This window comes from Cellulomonas sp. P22 (assembly GCF_044392165.1).
The window spans coordinates 169516-188041 of the sequence record NZ_JBISBW010000008.1 but is presented as its reverse complement, the minus strand read 5'-3'; the positions used below and the strand labels follow the sequence as shown (position 1 = coordinate 188041).

Below are 18526 nucleotides of genomic sequence, written 5' to 3'. Positions count from 1 at the left end.
AGAAGCACACCCTTCGCACAAAGCCTTTCCCCTTTCCCCCCCCCCCCCCCCCCCCAGGCTCTATCTCGGCGAAGGGTGGGGGTGGGGGGTGGGGTCAGTCGGGGGTGGGGCCGCAGGCTTGGGCGGCGGTGGCGGCGAGGGCTTCGAGGCCGTGGACGACGAGGAGCGGGCGGGTGTCGTCGACGACGGTCCAGCAGCCGTCCACCACCTCGTACCGGGCACGCGGCCCGGCGTGGAGGTAGGCGGTGAGCGCCGCGACGAGCCGGTCGACGGCCTCGCCCGCGGTCCCGACGCCCACCGAGGCCCGGATCGCCCCGGCAGGCGCACCGAGGTGAGCGAGCAGCGGGTGGGCGCAGAACCGCCCGTCCCGCACGCCGATGCCGTGCTCGGCCGCGAGGTACGCCGCGACGAGCCCCGGGTCGTGGCCCGCGACGGTGAACGTCACGACGCCCACGGGGTCGACCGAGTCGGGCCAGATCCGCACGACCTCGACCCCGTCGATCCCGGCGAGCCCGTCCACCAGCCGGGTGCGCAGCACGTCCTCGTGGGCCGCGAGCGCCCCGTCGGGCAGCGCCGCGAGCACGTCGCACGCCTCGGCCAGCGCGACAGCCCCGAGCACGTTCGGCGAACCGGCCTCGTGCCGCGCCGGCGCCAGCTGCCACAGCGTCCGGTCGACCCGGACGTCGCGCACCGCACCTCCCCCTGCGAGATGCGGTGCGCCCGTGTCCAGCCAGTCGCGGCGCCCCACGAGGGCACCCGCGCCGAACGGTGCGTAGGTCTTGTGGCCGGAGAACGCGACGTAGTCGACGTCGGATCCGGCGAGCGAGAACGGCCGGTGCGGCACGAGCTGGGCGGCGTCGACCGCGACCCGGGCCCCGGCGGCGTGCGCGATCCGCACGACGTCGTCGAGCGGCAGCGCCTCGCCGGTCACGTTGGACGCCCCGCTGACCGCGACGAGCGCGTACGGACGCGTCCCCAGCTCGTCGGCCAGACGGTCGAGGGTCGCGGCGACCGTCTCCGCGATGGGCAGCACCGTCGCGGCGCGGTCGGCGCCGAGCCCCCACGGGAGCAGGTTGGCGTGGTGCTCGCCGTCGAGGACGAGCACCTGTCCCGGGGAGCCGTCGGCAGCCGCCGGGACGATGCCCGCGAGCAGGTTGAGCGAGTCGGTCGTGTTGCGCGTGATGATCGCGACGTCGTCCTCGCGGGCCCCGACGAACCGGGCGATGGTCTGCCGGGACGCCTCGTACAGCGCGGTGCACACCTGCGAGAGGTAGCCCGCGCCGCGGTGCACCGACGCGTACAGCGGCAGCACCTCGTTCACGCGGGCCGCGACGGCCTCGAGCGCGGGGGCGCTGGCGGCGTAGTCGAGGTTCGCGTAGGTGCGGGTGGTGCCGTCGACGAGCGGCACCTGGGTGGCCGCCCCGACCACGGCCAGGAGCGGCGGGTGCCCGGACGCGGCGACCTCGTCGACACGCACCAGGTCCTGGTGCTCGGTGGTGAGGGACTTCATGGCACTCCTCCGACAGGTGTGGGGGGAGCGACGTGCTGAACCCCCGCGCTTGCCGTGCACCGACGGGCGCACAGCCCGGTCGTCACCCGGGGCACCCCACCGCGGAGGAGGGTTGCCGGCCAGCAAGCCGGGGCTGTGCGCTGGCACTCATGACCTTGCCTCAAGGTTCACGCCCGCCCTCGGGGCTGTCAACGGCTCACGGGACCGTCTCGGATGGCGGACAGGCGCGTCCGAGGCTTGGAAGGCCTGACCGACGCGGCGTAGTGTCGCGTCCACCATCCAGAGCGGCCGAGAGATCTGGCTCGACGACGCCGCAGCAACCCGCGGGCACCCCGGTGCCCGGCCGAGGGTGCTACCGCCAGGACCGATGGAGGCGAGCATGAGCATCCCCGACCCCGCTCCCGGCACGGACGCGAGCACCCCGCGGCTGCGCTACCGGCTGCTGACCGGACCCGACGACTCGACGTTCTGCGCACGCGTCAGCGCGGCCCTCGACGAGGGCTACGTGCTGCACGGCAGCCCCGCCGCCACGTTCGACGGCGAGCGCGTGATCGTCGCGCAGGCCGTGGTGCTCCCCACCCCGCCGCGACCCGAGACCGTGCTCGTATGAGCGCCGGGCGCTACGCGGGCGACCTGACCCCGCGCGAGGCCTGGGACCTGCTGGCCGCCGACGAGCGCGCCGTGCTGGTCGACGTGCGCACCGACGCCGAGTGGCGCTACGTGGGCGTGCCCGACGTGAGCGGGCTCGGTCGCCGCACCGAGCTGGTCGAGTGGGTCCGCTACCCGAGCGGGCAGCCCAACGCCGAGTTCCTCGCCGAGCTCGCCCGCACCGGGCTGACCCCGGGCGACGAGCGGCCCGTCGTGTTCCTGTGCCGCTCGGGCGTGCGCTCGGTCGCCGCCGCGACCGCTGCCACCGCGGCCGGGTACGGCCCCGCGTACAACGTGCTCGAGGGCTTCGAGGGAGACGTCGACGCGCAGGGCCACCGTGGCGCCGCGGGCTGGCGCGCCGCGGGACTGCCCTGGACCCAGCCGTGAGCGGCGCGAACCACCCGCGTCGCACGCCCGGCCCGGGCGCCTGGGACGACGGGACGCTGCAGCCCGGGCTGCGACCCGACACCCTCGCGGTCCGCGGCGGGCTGGTCCGCAGCGAGTTCCACGAGACGTCCGAGGCGCTGTTCCTCACCCAGGGCTACGTGTACGACACCGCCGCCGAGGCCGAGGCGGCGTTCGCGGGCGAGACCGACCGGTTCCTGTACTCGCGGTACTCCAACCCGACCGTCTCGACGTTCGAGGAGCGGCTGCGGCTGATCGAGGGCGCCGAAGCAGCGTCCGCGACCGCATCGGGCATGTCCGCGGTGTTCACCTCGCTCGCCGCGCTCGTGCGCACGGGTTCGCGGGTCGTGGCGGCGCGCGCGCTGTTCGGCTCGACCGTGGTGATCTTCGACGAGCTGCTCGCCCGGTGGGGTGTGCGCACCGACTACGTGGACGGCCACGAGCTCTCCCAGTGGGAGGACGCGCTCTCGACCCCGGCCGACGTCGTCTTCTTCGAGACGCCGTCCAACCCGATGCAGGACCTCGTCGACATCGCCGCCGTCTCGCGGCTCGCGCACGCCGCCGGCGCGACGGTCGTGGTCGACAACGTGTTCGCGACACCCGTGCTCTCGCACCCGCTCGAGCTCGGGGCGGACGTGGTCGTGTACTCGGCCACCAAGCACATCGACGGCCAGGGTCGGGTGCTCGGCGGCGCGATCCTCGGCTCGTCCGAGTACGTGCACGGGCCCGTGCAGACCCTGATCCGCAACACCGGCCCCTCGCTCAGCCCGTTCAACGCCTGGGTGCTGCTCAAGGGCCTCGAGACGGTGTCGCTGCGGGTGCGCCACCAGACGGCCTCCGCGCTGCAGGTCGCGACCTGGCTCGAGCAGCAGCCCGCCGTCGCCCGGGTCCGCTACCCGTACCTGGCCTCGCACCCGCAGCACGAGCTCGCGCTCGCGCAGCAGTCGGGCGGCGGCACCGTCGTCACGTTCGATCTTTCGGTGCCCGACGGCGCGTCGCCCGACCTCGCGAAGAAGCTCACCTTCGGCGTGGTCGACGCGCTGCGGATCGTCGACATCTCGAACAACCTCGGTGACGCGAAGTCGATCGTCACGCACCCGGCGACGACCACGCACCGCAAGCTCGGGCCCGAGGGTCGCGCGAGGGTCGGCATCGCCGAGTCCACGGTGCGGCTGTCGGTCGGGCTCGAGGACCCCGCCGACCTGATCGAGGACGTCGCCCAGGCGCTCGGCACCCTCGACGGCTGACGCCCGAGGCGACCGCACGCGCGGGACGTCCGTCGTGACACGTCAGGCCGGGATCGCGGCCTCGCGCGGATCGTGCGCGTCCGCGAGCAGCGCCCGCAGCAGGTCCGACGAGTCGGCGAGCGGCACGAGCACGACGCCGTCGGCCCCGACCTCGCGGGCGAGGCGGGTGGCCTCAACCAGCACCTGGTCCGCGGGCGCCACGATCCTGCCCGCATCCGCGCGCCATGCGATGCCGGCCATGGCGTCGAGGCACGCGAGCCGGCGGGACATGGCCCGGGCCGAGGCGTCGTCGGCAGCGACCACGACCTCGACGTCGAGCAGCACCGTCACGTCGGAGCGCCGACGCCCCATGGCGGCGACCTCCTCATCGAGCTGCGCGACCAGCGCGGACACCGCGGACCGGGTGGGCAGCCGGGACGAGAAGCCCAGCCGCACGACCTCGGCGCGGGCGGCGGCCAGCGCGACGGCGACCTCAGAGGCGTCGTGCAGCTCGACGGGCCGCGGGCCGCTCGTGTCGGTCGGCGCGGCAGGTGCGTCGAGGACCACCCGGAACGGTGGACGTGTGCCCGCGCGCGCGGGACGGGTCCCGGTGAGCGGTGCCGCGTGCCGGGCCGGGACGGGCGGGAGCGAGACGTGCAGGGGGCGGGGAGGCGTGAGCGTCGTCACGAGCGGTTCCTCAGGGGGTGTCGTGCAGGTGCGCTGCCCGGGGCCGGAGCCACATCAGGCGCGCGAGGTCGTCAGCTCAGCGACAACACGTCTGCAGGGACACAGGGGGATCGTAGCGGGCGTCGGGCCCGGGCGGGAGCCCGCGTCCGGGCCCCGGACCGCGACGCGGGCGGCATCTGGCATCAAGGGCGGGCTCGGATGTGCCGACGGAGTTCTTGTGCCAAGTGACTGGCGTCGCCCAGAGAGCTCGATCATCGACCTGCTGCCCCCGTCACGCACGCGGCGGCGCGGCCGGGGGCGAGTGCGGCCACGCAGAGCTCGACGCGGCCACCGCGGCCGCGTGGCCGGGAGTCGGCGCTCGACGCGGCCGGTGACACGTCAACCCGGCTCCTGGACAGGCTGGTTCGTCGGGGCACTCGTCGGGATCATGGTGATCTTCCGGCTCGTGTCGGCGATCAACTGACCTGATCGCGTACGGGCTCCCAGCGGTGTCCGTTCCGGGCCCCGGGAGCCCCCGTCCGGGCCCCGGACCGCGGTGCGTCGACGACGAGGTCCGGACGGGGTGGCGACCGACGGTCAGGCGTCGGCCGGTCTGACCCACTGCTCCCCCGCCTCGACGGCGACGGTCAGCACGTTCTCGCGCGGCGGTACGGGGCACGTCGCGAACTGCGTCAGTCCGCACGGCAAGTTCGCCGCACGGTTGAAGTCGAGCAGGAGCGCGCCGTCGTCAGCGACCGGGCCCAGCGCCAGGGTGCGCGACGCGGGGTAGGTGGTGACCCCGCTGGTCGCGTCGCGGAACAGCACGCTCGGGCCGTGTGCCCCGTCGAACACGACGAGCTGCTGCGGCGCGCCGCCGATCGCGAAGTCGACGGTGCCGATCGCTGTGTGGTGGTGCTCGAGACCGTCGACCACAGCCCCGGTCGTCACGGTGCGCGGGGCCGGGTAGCGTGTCAGGACGCCCGGCACGACCCACGCCGGGTCGGGCGCGTAGGCCGGGATCCCCGTGAACTCGGCGAGCTGCGGGGCGCGCGGGTCGTGCACGCGGACGATGTCGTGGCTCGTGCGGCGGGCGACCTCGACCAGCAGGTCACCGACCCGGACGCCGAGGCCGGGAGCACCCTCGACCGGGTGCAGCGTTGCCTCGCCGTCGACCGTCGTCCCGTCGGGGAGCACCACGGCGTCGGTGCGCGCGGCCTGGATGCGCACAGTGCCGTCGGCGCTCGACCAGCGGCCCGGCACCCCACCGCCGAGCGGGGCCGGGGCGGGGGTCAGCCAGTGCAGCGCTGTGATCGCGACCCAGCCGTGCGGGTCGCGGAAGTACCGCTCCCGGCTCGCGTGCCAGGCCTCCCACTCGGCGGCGAACGTCGCGGCGGCGGGATCGGTCGTGGTGGTCATGGCGGGTCCTCTCGGTGGTGCGGGTCGATGCGCGGGGCGGAGGTGGGGTCGTGGTGCGGCACGAGCTGCCGCGGCGTCACGGGACCGCGAGCGCCGCGTCCGCGGAGGGCACGTCGGCCGCGACGGGGAGCGTGCGGCCGAACGCGCCCGCGTCGGGCAGGCCCAGGTGCTCGCGCAGCGTCGTGCCGGTGTACTCGGTGCGGTACGAGCCACGCTCCTGGAGCAGCGGGACGACGCGGTCCACAAACTCGTCGAGCCCGTGCGGGGTCAGGTGCGGGATGAGGATGAAGCCGTCCGACGCACCCGTCTGCACGTGGCGGTCGATGTCGTCGGCGACCTGCTGGGGCGTGCCGACGAACGACTGACGCCCGATCACCTCGATGACCAGCTCGCGGATGCTGAGGTCCTTCTCCTCGGCGATCGCGCGCCACCGGGCGGCCACCGCGCGGGGGTCGGCAAACTGCGCGGCGCGGCCCTGCGTGATCGACGGCTCCTCGACCAGCGGATCGACGTCGGGGAGCGGGCCGTCCACGTCGTAGGCCGACAGGTCCCGGTTCCACACCTGCTCGACGAACGAGCGCGCGACCGCGGGGCGCACCTGCTGGTGCTGGATCTCGCGCAGCCGCTCCTCGGCATCGGCCGGGGTGTCGCCCAGCACGAAGCTGGCCCCGGGCAGGATCTTGAGGTCGTCGGGGCTCCGGCCGTACCGCGCGAGCCGACCCTTCACGTCGGCGTAGAACGCGCGCCCGTCCTCGAGGCCGCCGTGCCGGGAGAACACGGCGTCGGCCACCTGGGCGGCGAGCTCGCGGCCGCCGTCCGAGTCGCCAGCCTGGATGATCACGGGGTGACCCTGGGGCGGGCGCGGCAGCGTCGGGCGGGCCTCGATGTCGACGAGCCGGCCGCCCGTGCGCACGAGCCCCACGGATCGCTCCCGCACGTAGGTGCCCGAGACGGGGTCGGCGAGCACCGCGTCGGGCGCCCACGCGTCCCACAGGGCCCGCGCCGTGTCGACCACCTCGCGGGCCCGTTCGTAGCGGTCCGCGTGGTCCAGGTAGCCGCCGCGGCGGAAGTTCGCGCCGTGGAACGCGTCCGACGACGTGACCACGTTCCACGCCGCCCGTCCGGCCGAGAGGTGGTCGAGGGTCGCGAACTGGCGCGCGAGCTCGTACGGCTCGTTGAACGTCGCGTTGATCGTGCCCGCGAGGCCGAGCCGGGTCGTGATCCCCGCGAGCGCGGCGAGCACCGTGTACGTGTCCGGGCGGCCGACCACGTCGTGCTCGATGATCTGCCCGCGCTGCTCACGCAGCCGCAGCCCTTCGGCGAGGAAGAGGAAGTCGAACAGCCCGCGCTCGGCGGTGCGGGCCAGGTGCTCGAACGACGCGAACGACGACTGCGTCCCGGGCTGGTGCGACGGGTCGGTCCACACGGTGTGGTGGTTGACGCCCGGGAAGTGGGCGGCGAGGTGGATCTGCTTCGGGTGCTGCTGCGGCATGAGAGGTCCTTCTCTGCTCGACGAGGTCGGCGACGGCGGGACGGCGGGGTGGTTCAGCGGGCCGTGGCGTAGCGGCTCGAGGGGCGGGCGAGACCGAACGCGTCGCGCAGCGTGCGGGGCGTGTCCGCGGCATCGGTGGGGTGCGCCGCGAGCCGCCCGCGGGCCCGCAGCAGGGGTGCGAGCTGCTCGGTGAGCAGCGCCACGTCGCCGACCTGCGCGAGCGGGGCCAGCACCAGACCGTCGGCGCCCGTGAGGTCCACGAGGTCGGCGAGCGCCTCCGCGGCCCGGGGCGCCCCGGCGACGACCGCGAGGCCGCGCGGGGACCACGGCCGCCCGGCCAGGGTGTCGAGCTCAGCGAGGCGCCGGGCTGCGGCTGGGTCGTCGACCGCGAGCAGGACCTCGACGTCCAGCAGCACGTGCACGGCCTGGGCCTCGCGCCCGGCGGCGGCCACCGCCGCGCGGACCTGCGCCACGCGCGCGGTCGCCCCCGCCACGTCGCGGGCCGCGACCCGGATCACGTCGGCACGGGCCGCGGCGAGGCTCAGCGCCTCGGGCACGTCACCGCGCACCACGACGATCGGCTGGCCCTGCGGCGAGCGGGGCGTGATCGACGCCCCGGCCACCGAGAACGTCGCCCCCGTGAAGTCGGCGCCGTGGATGCGCGTGCGGTCCACGTACCGGTCGGTCGCTGCGTCGAGCACGATCGCGTCGTCCTCCCACGAGTCCCACAACCGGCTGACGACCTCGACCACGTCGGCGGCCTCGTCCCACTGGGCCGCCGACGAGCGCGCCGTCCGGCCGTGGAACTGGGCCGCCTGCACGTCGCCACCGCCCGTTCCGGCGGGGGCCGCGACGTCGACCTGCCAACCGGCACGTCCGTCGCTCACGTGGTCGAGCGTCGTGATCGCCTTGCTCACGTGGAACGGCTCGGCGTACGAGACGGGCACCACCGGGACGAGCCCGACCTGGTGGGTCAGGGGCCCGAGCAGCGCGGCGAGGCCGGTCGCGTCGAGCCGCGCCTGGACCGTGCCGGGCACGCCGTCCGGCGGGGCCACCGAGTCGGCGAGCACCACGAACGTGGCCCCCGCGCGCTCGACGGCCCGCACCAGGCGAACCCAGTGGGCCGCGGTGAGGAGCCCTTCGGCATCGGCGTCGGGCAGCCGCCACGCCGCCGGGTGACGGCCGGCGCCCTCGAGCTCGACGGCCAGGTGGAACGGACGGGTCTGGGACATGGGCACCCCTGGATGAGGACGCCGCGCGCACCGCGCGACGGTGACGGAGGACGGCACGGCGGGACCGGGCCGGAAGGAGGGGGCACGCGGGTGCCGGACGACGCCGGATCGCCTCGGGCCACGCCGACGACGGCGGGCGCGAGGGGCGTCAGGGAGAGGTCAGCGCTGCGCCCGCACGAGCGGGCGGCCGGACGTCAGGCGCGACAACAGCGACAGCGGCGTGTGCTGCTCGGGTGACGCACGGTGGACCTCCATCGGTCCTGGCGGAAGCACCTGCACCCGCCGCGGGAGCGGTGGGAGGTTGCTGCGACGTCGACGAGCCAGGTCTCTCGGTCGCTCTGGATGGGCACCGAGCAGCCTAGGAAGGCGTTCGCGGGATGACCAGCCCACATCCGACATCCGAGACGTCCCGGGCGCGGGCGGCGTGGCGGGCGGGCCGCCGTGCACCGAGGCTGGACCTGAGGGGCACGGGACGGATCGAGCGGACCGCCACCGCCGCTCCGGCACTGCGGGCACTGGAAGAGAGCTGCGGGCACTGGAGGAGACATGGGCATCGAGCTCGGCATCGACACGTTCGGGGACGTCACGCAGGGTGCGGACGGCACGCTGCTGAGCCAGGCTCAGGTGATCCGCAACGTGGTCGAGCAAGGGGTGGTCGCCGATCAGGTGGGGCTCGACGCCGTGGGGGTCGGGGAGCACCACCGGGACGACTTCGCGATCTCGGCACCCGACGTGGTGCTCGCAGCGATCGCTGCCCGCACCACGCGCGTGCGGCTCGGCTCGGCTGTCACCGTGCTGTCCTCGGACGACCCCGTGCGCGTCTTCGAGCGGTTCTCCACGCTCGACGCGATCTCCGCCGGGCGCGCCGAGGTCACGGTGGGGCGCGGCTCGTTCACCGAGTCGTTCCCGCTGTTCGGGCTCGACCTGGCGCAGTACGAGGTGCTGTTCGACGAGAAGCTCGACCTGTTCACGCACCTGCTCGCGGGTGGCCCGGTCACGTGGTCGGGGACCACCCGCCCCGCGCTGCGCGACCAGCACGTGCACCCGCCGGTCGAGCACGGGCGGCTGCGCACGTGGGTGGGCGTGGGCGGCAGCCCCGAGTCCGTGGTGCGCGCGGCGCGCTACGGACTGCCGCTCATGCTCGCGATCATCGGCGGCGAGCCGGCCCGGTTCCGACCGTTCGTCGACCTCTACCACCGGGCGCTGGCCGAGCTCGGCACCGGCCCGGGGCTCGTGGGCCAGCACTCCCCCGGTCACGTCGCGGCGACCGACGACGAGGCGCTCGACCAGCTCTGGCCGCACTACCGCACGTACGTCGGGCGCATCGGGCGCGAGCGGGGCTGGCCGCCGCCCACCCGCGAGGCGTTCCAGGAGGCTGCCGGACCCGACGGCGCGCTGTACGCGGGCTCGCCGACCACCGTCGCCGCGAAGATCGTGCGCTCGGCGCGGATCCTCGGCCTCGACCGGTTCGACCTCAAGATCTCTCAGGGCGCCCTGCCGCACGAGCACACGGTGCGGGCGATCGAGCTGTACGGCTCGGTCGTCGCCCCGCTCGTGCGCACCGCGCTCGACGGTCCTGAGCAGGAGCCGTCGGATGCGCCCGCCGGCTGAGCCGCCGCGGGCTCGAGGGCTAGAGCGGCTTCGCGAAGCAGAGCGTCAGCTGGTCGCCCACGTACGGGCCGAACGGCGCGACGGGCCGGTAGCCGACCGCCGCGTACAGGCCGACGGCCTCGGGCTGGCGGATGCCGGTCTGCAGCACGACGCTCGTCAGCCCGCGGGCACGGGCGTCGTCCTCGATCGCGATCAGCAGCGCGCGGGCGACCCCCGACCCCCGCGCGGAGTCGTCGACGAAGACCTTCTTGAGCTCGCCCGAACCCGCCGGGTACCCGTCCCGGGCGGCGCGCAGCGAGGCGCAGCCCACCGGCCGGCCGTCCAGGCGGGCCACGACCGTGGTGAGCACCCCGTCACCCTGGCGCTCGTCGTCCACGTCGGGGCCACCCTCGGCCTCGACGAGGTCCACGACCTCCGGGTAGCGCACCGTCGTGTCGGTCCACATCGAGCGCCGCAGCTCGCGCGCCTCCGCGTCGTCCCACGCGACCCTGGCGAGCGTGACCACCCCGGCGTCGGACCCGGCCTCGCGCGCGGAGCGTTCCCGCGGCTGGGCCCGCAGGTCCTTGGCGAAGCACCGGGACTCCACGACACCCACGTACTCGCCGAAGTTCTCGGTCGCGACGTACCCCGCCCGCACGTACAGCCCGATCGCCTCGGGCTGCAGCACGCCCGTCTCGAGGATCAGCCGGCGCCAGCCGCGCTCGCGGGCCAGCCGCTCGAGCTCGGTGAGCACCGTGCGCGAGTTGCCGCGGCCCCGGTGCCCCGGCAGCACGAACATGCGCTTGACCTCGCCGACGCCCCGGCCGTACGCCACCGCCACGTCGCGGAGCGCCCCGCAGGCCACCGGCTCGCCGCCGACGCGCAGCAGGACCGTCGCGGTGACGTCGTCGCCGGTCATGGCGTGCCCGAGGTCGTCGTCGCCGTACAGCTCCCGCAGCTCGGCCTGCTGCGCGGTGCGCAGCGCGGCGAACTCCGGGTCGTCCCAGGCCACCAGGGCCACGGACACGCTGCCGCCGGCCGCGGACGGGTGCCCGGCGCGGTCGTCCGTCGTGGTCATCAACCGACGAGCGTCCGGAGCACAGACGTGAAGAAGCGCAGACCGTCGGTGCCGGTGCGCGGGCCGTTCGCGCCGTCGGGCCCGAAGCCGGGCTCGACCGCGTGCTCGGGGTGCGGCATGAGGCCGACGACGTTGCCCGCTGCGTTGGTGATGCCGGCGATGCCGCGGCGCGAGCCGTTCGGGTTCCAGCCGTCGTAGCGGAACACCACGCGCCCCTCGCCCTCGAGCTCGTCGAGCGTCGACTCGTCGGCGACGTACTGGCCGTCCTGGTTCTTGAGCGGGATGGTGATCCGCTCGCCCGCGGTGTAGTCGCGGGTCCACGCGGTGTCGGCGTTCTCGACGCTCAGCACCTGCTCGCGGCAGATGAAGTGCAGGTGGTCGTTCTTGACCATCGAGCCCGGCAGCAGGTGGGCCTCGGTGAGGACCTGGAAGCCGTTGCAGATGCCGAGCACGGGCAGACCCTTGCCGGCCTGTTCGACGATCGTGTCCATGACGGGCGCGAACCGGCTGATGGCACCGGCACGCAGGTAGTCGCCGTACGAGAAGCCACCGGGCAGCACGACGGCGTCGACGCCCTGCAGGTCGCGGTCGGCGTGCCACAGCGCGACGGCCTCGGCCCCCGCGAGCCGGACCGCACGAGCGGCGTCCCGGTCGTCGAGCGTGCCGGGGAACGTCACGACCCCGATGCGCGTCATCAGGCGACGCCCTCGCTCGTGGTCGTCGCGGCGGCGTCGGTCTCGATGTCGGCCACGCGGACGACGTCCTCGATGACCGGGTTCGACAGCACGGTCGCGGCGGCCTCGGCGGCGGCGGCCAGCACCTCGGGGGTCACCGGCCCCTCGACCTCGAGCTCGAACCGCTTGCCCTGACGAACGGACGTGAACTGGCCGAACCCCAGGCGCGGCAGCGCACCGGCGACCGCCTTGCCCTGCGGGTCGAGGATCTCGGGCTTCGGCATCACATCGACGACGACTCGTCCCACGGTGGTGGCTCCTGTATTCGCGGCGGAGGGGGCCCGACCAGAGTACCGAGTCACCAGGGTGGTCGATCGCGGCGTCCGGGGCGCGGGCGAGACGGTCAGACGAGCAGGGCCAGCGCCGGGACGACGCGGTCGCGCAGCAGCGGCGCGAGCGGGCTGCCGTCGAGCGCCGCGCCGTCCACGACGTGCACCCAGCGCAGCTCGGCGATCTCGTTCGCGGCCGAGGGCTCAGACGTCAGCTCCGCGAGGTAGACCGTGCCGACCACGTCGGTGTCCGGCTCGTTGGCGGCCGGGGCGCGCCACGATCCCAGCAGCGTGATGTCCGCAGGCTCGAGGCGGACGCCGAGCTCCTCGTGGACCTCGCGGCGGGCCGCGTCGTCGGCCGCCTCGCCGGGCTCGAGCTTCCCGCCCGGCAGCATGAAGTGCGCGGTGCCGCGCTTGCGGACGGTCAGGATGCGGCCGTCGGCGTCCCGGAAGCAGACGGCGGCGACGGTCAGGGTCGGGTGGCTCACGACCCGCGACGGTACCCGCTCGACCTGGCAGGCCACGGCGTCGCCCGCACCGCGCCGGTTCAGAGCACGACCACCGTCATGCCCGACGAGGTGGGCGGGCCGCTCATCGCCGCGAGCGCCGCGGGCACGCCGTCCAGGTCGATGACCTCACCCACGAGCCGGTCGAGGTCGAGCTCGCCGGCCACGACCCGGGCGAGCATCGCCGCGTACTCGTGCGCGGCCATGCCGTGGCTGCCCACCAGCTCGAGCTCCCACGCGACGACCCGTCCCATGGGCAGCGGCGTCGGACCGTCCAGCAGCAGACCGACCTGCACGTGCCGGCCGCGGCGGCGCAGCGACAGCACCGAGGCGGCGGCGGTGTGCGGGGTGCCGAGCGCGTCGAGCGAGACGTGGGCGCCTCCCCCGGTGACGGCGTGCACCGCCTGCGCGACGGCGTCCGCGTCGGGCAAGGCCTCGCTGCCGACGGCGGCATCGGGCAGAAGGCCCGGGTCGATCGCCGCCTCGGCGCCGAGCGCGAGCGCCGCGTCACGGGCCGCAGGCGAGACGTCCACGGCAACGACACGCGCGCCAGCCGCGACGGCGACCATGATGGCCGAGAGCCCCACGCCGCCGCAGCCGTGCACAGCGACCCACTGGCCAGGCCCGACGCGTCCGTGCACCGTGACGGCACGGTAGGCGGTCGCGAACCGGCAGCCGAGGGCCGCGGCGGTGACGGGCGAGAGCCCGTGCGGCAGGCGCACCAGGTTCACGTCGGCGTGGTCGAGCGCGACGTACTGCGCGAACGAGCCGTCGTGCGTGAACCCGGGCTGGGTCTGACGCTCGCACACCTGCTGGTCGCCGGCCACGCACGCGTCGCACGTGCCGCACGCGCACACGAACGGCACGGTGACGACGTCGCCCGCGGTCCAGTCGCGCACCTCGGGCCCGGCCTCGACGACCGTCCCGGCGAGCTCGTGGCCGGGCACGTACGGGAGCGTGACGTCGGGGTCGTGGCCCTGCCAGGCGTGCCAGTCGCTGCGGCACACGCCGGTGGCCTCGACGCGCACGACGACGCCGTGCGGCGGGCACGCGACGCGGGGCACGAGCAGCACCTGGGGCGGCTCGCCGTGCGCGCTGACCACGACGGCCCGCACCGGCTCGCCGACCGCCGGGTCACGCAGGGCGGCGGCGGGATACGGGGTGATCGGGTCGTTCACAGCGCCTCCCAGGTCCATCGGCCGCCCAGCATCGTGGCGGCCACCACCATGTCACGCGGGTCGGGCACCACCCACGGGTCGATGTCGAGCACGACGAGGTCGGCGACCTGCCCGGGCTCGACCCGCGAGCGCACCGACGCCCCCAGGGCGACATCGAGGTCGACCGACTGCTCGGGGTGCCACGGCTCACGGCCGTCGCGCGACCGGGTCACGGCGGCCGAGATCGCCGCCCACGGGTCGAGCGGGGCGACGGGCGCGTCCGAGCCGAACGCCAGGCGCACGCCCGCGTCGGCCAGCGTCGCGTACGCGAACGCCCGATCGGTGCGGCCCGCCCAGAAGCGGTCGGCCACGTCCCGGTCGTCCATCGCGTGCTCGGGCTGCACCGACGCGACGACCCGCAGGTCCACGAAGCGGCGCACGTCGTCGGGCTCGACGAGCTGCGCGTGCTCGATGCTGCCGCGGGCGCCGCTCGCCTCGAACGCGTCGAGCGCGAGGGCGTTCGCGGTGTCACCGATCGCGTGCACAGCGCACCGCAGGCCCTTGCGGTGCGCGTGCGCCATGAGCAGCACGAGCTCGTCGGTAGGCACCGACAGCACGCCGCGCGCGCCGTCGCCCTCCATGCCGGGGTACGGGTCGTCGCAGTACGCGGTGCGGGTGTTGAGCGAGCCGTCGGTGATGACCTTGAGCGGGCCCATGGTCAGCAGCCCGCCCGTGCCGAGCACCACGTCGCCGGTCTGCAGCTCCTCGGCGACGACTCGGTCGAGGTGGCCGGGCCACACGGCGGCCTCGACACGCAGCGACCGGTCGCCGGCCGGGATCCGGCGGCGCCACGCGGTGAGGTTGTCCGCGATCTCGAAGTCCACGACGCCCACGACCCCGCGGGCCGCGGCGGCCCGGGTCGCCTCGGCGACCCACGCGTCGAGCAGCGGATCGGGCACCAGGCTCACGACCTCGCCGACGCCGAACCAGTCGGTCTCGCGCAGCACGCCGTCGGGGTGGCCCTGGACGCCGTAGTGCTCGAGCGCGGCCGTGCTGAGCCACGCGCAGTGCAGGTCCGCCGCGACCACGACGACCGGGGTCCGGGGCCGACCGGCACGCTCGGCGGCGGCGTCGAGCAGCGCCGCGGTGGGCCGATCGGGCCACAGGCCGTCCCGGAAGCCGAAGCCGACCAGCACGTCCTCGTCGAAGCCGCCCGAGAGGCGCGCGGTCACCAGCTGCGCCGCCGCGGCCGCCGAGGACGCCCCGGAGACGTCGAGCCGCCGCCGCGCGAGCGCCCACTGGCCCAGGTGCACGTGCGCGTCCCACAGGCCGGGCAGCACCACCCGACCGTCCAGGTCGACGCGCGGCACCCGCGACGGCACCGCCGCGTCGAGCCCGGCCGCCACGGCCACGACCCGGCCGTCGCGCACGTGCACGTCGACCGGCTCGCCGCGCGGCCGGTGCACCCGCACCCCGTCGGCCGTGACCGAGGCCACCCGGGCCCTGGTCAGCAACAGCTCGTCCACGGACGCCGCCCCTCTCGAGCCCGCACCCCGCCGCACCGGCGCGGATGGCCAACTGTGCCCACTGTGGCACGACCCAATCCAACCCCGTCGCCGAGATAGAGCCGTGGCGGGCGGGGACCACCATCGGGGTGCCGGTCTCGGGGTCGGGGACCACGCGGCAGGCGAGGCCGAACACGTCGGCCATGCGCTCGGCGGTGATGACCTCGTGCGGGGCGCCCTGGGCGACCACGGCGCCGCCCTTCATCGCGATCAGATGGGTGGCGTAGCGGGCCGCCTGGTTGATGTCGTGCAGCACGGCGACGAGTGTGCGGCCCTGCTCGTGCAGGTGGGCGCACAGGTCCATGACCTCGAGCTGGTGGGCGATGTCGAGGAACGTGGTGGGCTCGTCGAGCAGCAGCAGGTCGGTCTGCTGCGCGAGGGCCATCGCGAGCCACACCCGCTGCCGCTGCCCGCCCGAGAGCTCGCTGACCAGCCGCTCACGCAGGTTCGTGACCTCGGTGGCGTCCAGGGCGTCCCGGACGGCGACCTCGTCGGCCGCGGACCACTGCCGCAGCAGACCCTGGTGCGGGTAGCGGCCGCGCGCCACGAGGTCACCCACGGTGATCGCCTCGGGCGCGAGGGGGCTCTGCGGCAGCAGCGCGATCCGCTTGGCCACCTGTTTGGTGCGCAGCGCAGAGATCGGCGCGCCGTCGAGCAGCACCCGGCCGGAACGCGGGACGAGCGTGCGCGCCAGGGCGCGCAGCAGCGTGGACTTGCCGCAGCCGTTGGGGCCGATGATCACGGTGAAGGACTCGCGCGGCACCGACACCGACAGGTCCTCGACCACGACCGTCTTGTCGTAGGCGAGGGTCAGGTTCTCGGCGCGCAGCGGTGGCTCGGCGGCACCCGTGACGGACCGGGCGTGGTCGCCCACGGCGTGCGGCTGGACTGACATCGAGCTGGTCACGGAGGTCACACCGCACCCCTTCTCCACTCGCGGATCAACAGGAAGGCCAGGTAGATGCCGCCGAGCCCGGCGGTCACCACCCCGACGGGGTACTGCACGCCGAACGGCAGACGCTGGGCCAGCAGGTCGGCGACCACCAGCACGGTGGCGCCGGTGCAGGCCGCGGCGATCATGCCCGGCCCGGAGGACCGGGTCAGCCGGCGCGCGATCTGCGGCGCGGTGAGCGCGACGAACGCCACCGGTCCGCTGACCGTGACCGCGGCGGCGGTGAGCAGCACCGCGACGCCCACGGCCAGGTTGCGGGTGCGGGTCGGGTCGACGCCCAGTCCGGTGGCCGCGTCGTCCCCCATCTCCATGAGCTGCAGGCGTCTCGTCAGCAGGAGCGCGGCGGGGATCAGCACGACCAGGGCCACAGCGACGAGCGTGACGTCGCTCCACCGGCGCGAGGCGAGCGAGCCGTTGAGCCAGGCGGCCATGACGAACGCGTCCTCGCGGGTGGCCCGCGCGAGCGCGAGCTGCACGAACGCGAGCGCCATCGCTCCGACGGCGATGCCGGTGACGACCATCCGGTAGGGCGCCGAGAAGCCGCGACCCGACCCGAGGTAGACAGCGGCGATCGCGATCCCTGCGCCGATCAGCGCCCCGACGCTCGTCGGCACGACGCCCGGCCAGATCAGCGACGCCGCCGCGGCACCCGCCGCGGCACCTGCGCCCAGCCCGATCACGTCGGGGCTGCCGAGCGGGTTGCGCGTGACGCTCTGGAAGATGGAGCCGGCCACCCCGAACGCGGCTCCGGCGAGGGCGCCGACGAGCAGTCGCGGCAGCCGGTTGGTGCGCAGCACCCACTCCTGCGCGCGGCTGCCGTTCCCGGTCAGCACGCCCGGCAGCTCCCGCAGCGGGATGCCGAGCTCGCCGACGGTGAGGGTCAGCAGCGAGGCGACCAGCCCCACCCCGAGCATCGCGAGGCAGACCAGCACGGCTCGGCGCCGCCAGTGCAGCGCGACGAGGGACCCGAGGCGCAGCACCGGGACACGGGTCTCGGTGGCCGTCGGGCGGGTCAGCGTCGGGGCGCTCACAGCGCGGCCCCCCGACGTCGGACGGCCGCGATGAGGAACGGCGCACCGAGGAACGCCGTGACGGCGCCGACCATGAGCTCGCCCGGCCGGGCGACCACCCGTCCCAGGATGTCGGCACCCAGCAGCAGCACCGGCCCGAGCGCCACGCAGTACGGCAGCAGCCAGCGGTGGTCGGAGCCGGTGAAGCCGCGGACCACGTGCGGCACGGCCAGCCCGACGAATGCGACCGGCCCGACGGCCGCCACGGACGCGGCGGTCAGGACCGTCGCGACGGCCCCGCCGACCAGCCGGGTGCGACCCGCGCGCAGCCCGAGCGACGTGGCGGTCTCGTCACCGAGCGCGAGGGCGTTGAGCGCCCGAGAGAGCAGCAGCGCCACGACCAGCGCGACGAGGATGACGGGCAGCACCTCGTCGACCGCCTCGATGGGCCGGCCGGCGAGCGAGCCGACCACCCAGAACCGGTAGGAGTCGAAGACCTCGGGGTTGGCCAGCGAGATCGCCTCGACCAGCGCGACCAGCACCGCCGTGATCGCCGCGCCCGCCAGGATGAGCCGCACGGCCGTGGGTCCGCGGCCGCTGGCCCCGATCGCGTACACGGCGATCGCCGCCAGCACCGCACCCGGGATCGCGGCCCACACCGTGCGCCCGGCGCCGACCCCGGCGAGCGCTGTCACGATCACCACGGACGCCGCGGCGCCCGAGTTGACGCCGAGCAGCCCGGGGTCGCCCAGCGGGTTGCGGGTGATGCCCTGGATCACGGCGCCCGCCACGGCGAGCGCGGCCCCCACGAGCAGCCCGAGCAGCGTGCGCGGGATGCGGGAGTCGACGACCGCGGAGGCGTAGGAGCCGTCCGGGAAGCGCAGCGCGTGCCACACCTCGCCCAGGGGCACGGACTTGGAGCCGACGGCGATGCTCAGCCCGGCGACGAGCACCAGCAGCGCGACCGCCCCGACGAGGCCCACGCCGAGCCGCCACGAGCGCGCCCGCGAGCCCCGCACGCCGGTGACGTGCGGGGCTCGCGCTGCCGTGCTCTCCACGACGGTCATGCG

Annotated in this window: 17 protein-coding genes, 1 pseudogene and 3 riboswitches; of the genes and pseudogenes, 4 read left to right on the top strand and 14 right to left on the bottom strand. The window is 75.1% G+C overall.

Annotated elements, in window-relative coordinates; all coding sequences use genetic code 11:
* Positions 1-94 precede the first annotated feature (94 nt).
* A complete protein-coding gene (locus tag ACGIF2_RS11820) occupies positions 95-1510 on the bottom strand; it encodes an aminotransferase class V-fold PLP-dependent enzyme (protein ID WP_396046812.1) in 1416 nt (471 codons plus the stop codon).
* A 40-nt stretch (positions 1511-1550) separates the two neighbouring features.
* Positions 1551-1665: riboswitch (SAM riboswitch) on the bottom strand.
* Positions 1666-1782: 117 nt separating this feature from the next.
* Positions 1783-1884: riboswitch (SAM riboswitch) on the top strand.
* A gap of 5 nt (positions 1885-1889) precedes the next feature.
* Between ACGIF2_RS11820 and ACGIF2_RS11815 the strand changes: the two genes are divergently transcribed.
* Genes ACGIF2_RS11815 through ACGIF2_RS11805 form a run of 3 tightly spaced genes read left to right on the top strand, consistent with a single transcriptional unit; the run spans position 1890 to position 3810 of the window.
* Positions 1890-2120: a DUF1737 domain-containing protein gene (locus ACGIF2_RS11815; protein ID WP_396046810.1), complete on the top strand. Its 231-nt coding sequence runs from the start codon at positions 1890-1892 to the stop codon at positions 2118-2120.
* Entirely contained in the window at positions 2117-2545 is a 429-nt protein-coding gene (locus ACGIF2_RS11810) for a rhodanese-like domain-containing protein (RefSeq protein ID WP_396046808.1), read from the top strand. The genes ACGIF2_RS11815 and ACGIF2_RS11810 overlap by 4 nt, the downstream gene beginning before the upstream one ends.
* Positions 2542-3810: an O-succinylhomoserine sulfhydrylase gene (locus tag ACGIF2_RS11805; protein ID WP_396046806.1), complete on the top strand. Its 1269-nt coding sequence runs from the start codon at positions 2542-2544 to the stop codon at positions 3808-3810. The genes ACGIF2_RS11810 and ACGIF2_RS11805 overlap by 4 nt, the downstream gene beginning before the upstream one ends.
* Before the next feature lie 42 nt (positions 3811-3852).
* Here ACGIF2_RS11805 and ACGIF2_RS11800 read toward each other — a convergent pair whose 3' ends face one another.
* The 4 genes from ACGIF2_RS11800 to ACGIF2_RS11785 form a co-directional block, all read right to left on the bottom strand.
* On the bottom strand, positions 3853-4476 hold the full coding sequence (locus ACGIF2_RS11800) for a hypothetical protein (protein ID WP_396046804.1): 624 nt from the start codon (positions 4474-4476) through the stop codon (positions 3853-3855).
* A gap of 576 nt (positions 4477-5052) precedes the next feature.
* Positions 5053-5871: a DUF1684 domain-containing protein gene (locus ACGIF2_RS11795; protein ID WP_396046802.1), complete on the bottom strand. Its 819-nt coding sequence runs from the start codon at positions 5869-5871 to the stop codon at positions 5053-5055.
* 76 nt (positions 5872-5947) lie between these two features.
* On the bottom strand, positions 5948-7363 hold the full coding sequence (locus ACGIF2_RS11790) for an NtaA/DmoA family FMN-dependent monooxygenase (RefSeq protein ID WP_396046800.1): 1416 nt from the start codon (positions 7361-7363) through the stop codon (positions 5948-5950).
* A 53-nt stretch (positions 7364-7416) separates the two neighbouring features.
* A complete protein-coding gene (locus ACGIF2_RS11785) occupies positions 7417-8595 on the bottom strand; it encodes an LLM class flavin-dependent oxidoreductase (RefSeq protein WP_396046797.1) in 1179 nt (392 codons plus the stop codon).
* A 248-nt stretch (positions 8596-8843) separates the two neighbouring features.
* Positions 8844-8944, bottom strand: a riboswitch (SAM riboswitch).
* A gap of 197 nt (positions 8945-9141) precedes the next feature.
* Here ACGIF2_RS11785 and ACGIF2_RS11780 point away from each other — a divergent pair.
* The gene (locus tag ACGIF2_RS11780; protein ID WP_396046795.1) at positions 9142-10206 is read left to right on the top strand and encodes an LLM class flavin-dependent oxidoreductase; all 1065 of its coding nucleotides are present in this window, start codon (positions 9142-9144) and stop codon (positions 10204-10206) included.
* A gap of 19 nt (positions 10207-10225) precedes the next feature.
* On the opposite strand, the gene ACGIF2_RS11775 is transcribed toward ACGIF2_RS11780, so the two are convergent.
* From ACGIF2_RS11775 to ACGIF2_RS11735, 9 genes and pseudogenes are all read right to left on the bottom strand, one after another.
* Positions 10226-11263: a GNAT family N-acetyltransferase gene (locus ACGIF2_RS11775; RefSeq protein ID WP_396046793.1), complete on the bottom strand. Its 1038-nt coding sequence runs from the start codon at positions 11261-11263 to the stop codon at positions 10226-10228.
* Complete coding sequence (gene purQ / locus ACGIF2_RS11770; RefSeq protein WP_396046791.1) at positions 11263-11958, bottom strand: phosphoribosylformylglycinamidine synthase subunit PurQ; 696 nt, start codon at positions 11956-11958, stop codon at positions 11263-11265. Before purQ ends, ACGIF2_RS11775 begins: the two co-directional genes overlap by 1 nt.
* The gene (purS, locus tag ACGIF2_RS11765) at positions 11958-12245 is read right to left on the bottom strand and encodes a phosphoribosylformylglycinamidine synthase subunit PurS (RefSeq protein WP_396046789.1); all 288 of its coding nucleotides are present in this window, start codon (positions 12243-12245) and stop codon (positions 11958-11960) included. Before purS ends, purQ begins: the two co-directional genes overlap by 1 nt.
* 95 nt (positions 12246-12340) lie before the next feature.
* Positions 12341-12754 (bottom strand): NUDIX domain-containing protein, encoded by a 414-nt coding sequence (locus ACGIF2_RS11760; protein WP_396046787.1) that lies wholly within the window; start codon positions 12752-12754, stop codon positions 12341-12343.
* Between the two features lie 59 nt (positions 12755-12813).
* On the bottom strand, positions 12814-13887 hold the full coding sequence (locus tag ACGIF2_RS11755; protein WP_396046826.1) for an alcohol dehydrogenase catalytic domain-containing protein: 1074 nt from the start codon (positions 13885-13887) through the stop codon (positions 12814-12816).
* Between the two features lie 59 nt (positions 13888-13946).
* Positions 13947-15455 (bottom strand): amidohydrolase, encoded by a 1509-nt coding sequence (locus ACGIF2_RS11750; protein WP_396046785.1) that lies wholly within the window; start codon positions 15453-15455, stop codon positions 13947-13949.
* A gap of 112 nt (positions 15456-15567) precedes the next feature.
* Positions 15568-16389: pseudogene (locus tag ACGIF2_RS11745) on the bottom strand (ABC transporter ATP-binding protein); the annotation flags it as partial.
* A 17-nt stretch (positions 16390-16406) separates the two neighbouring features.
* A complete protein-coding gene (locus tag ACGIF2_RS11740) occupies positions 16407-17477 on the bottom strand; it encodes a FecCD family ABC transporter permease (RefSeq protein ID WP_396046783.1) in 1071 nt (356 codons plus the stop codon).
* Positions 17474-18523: a FecCD family ABC transporter permease gene (locus tag ACGIF2_RS11735; protein ID WP_396046781.1), complete on the bottom strand. Its 1050-nt coding sequence runs from the start codon at positions 18521-18523 to the stop codon at positions 17474-17476. Before ACGIF2_RS11735 ends, ACGIF2_RS11740 begins: the two co-directional genes overlap by 4 nt.
* Positions 18524-18526: the final 3 nt, after the last annotated feature.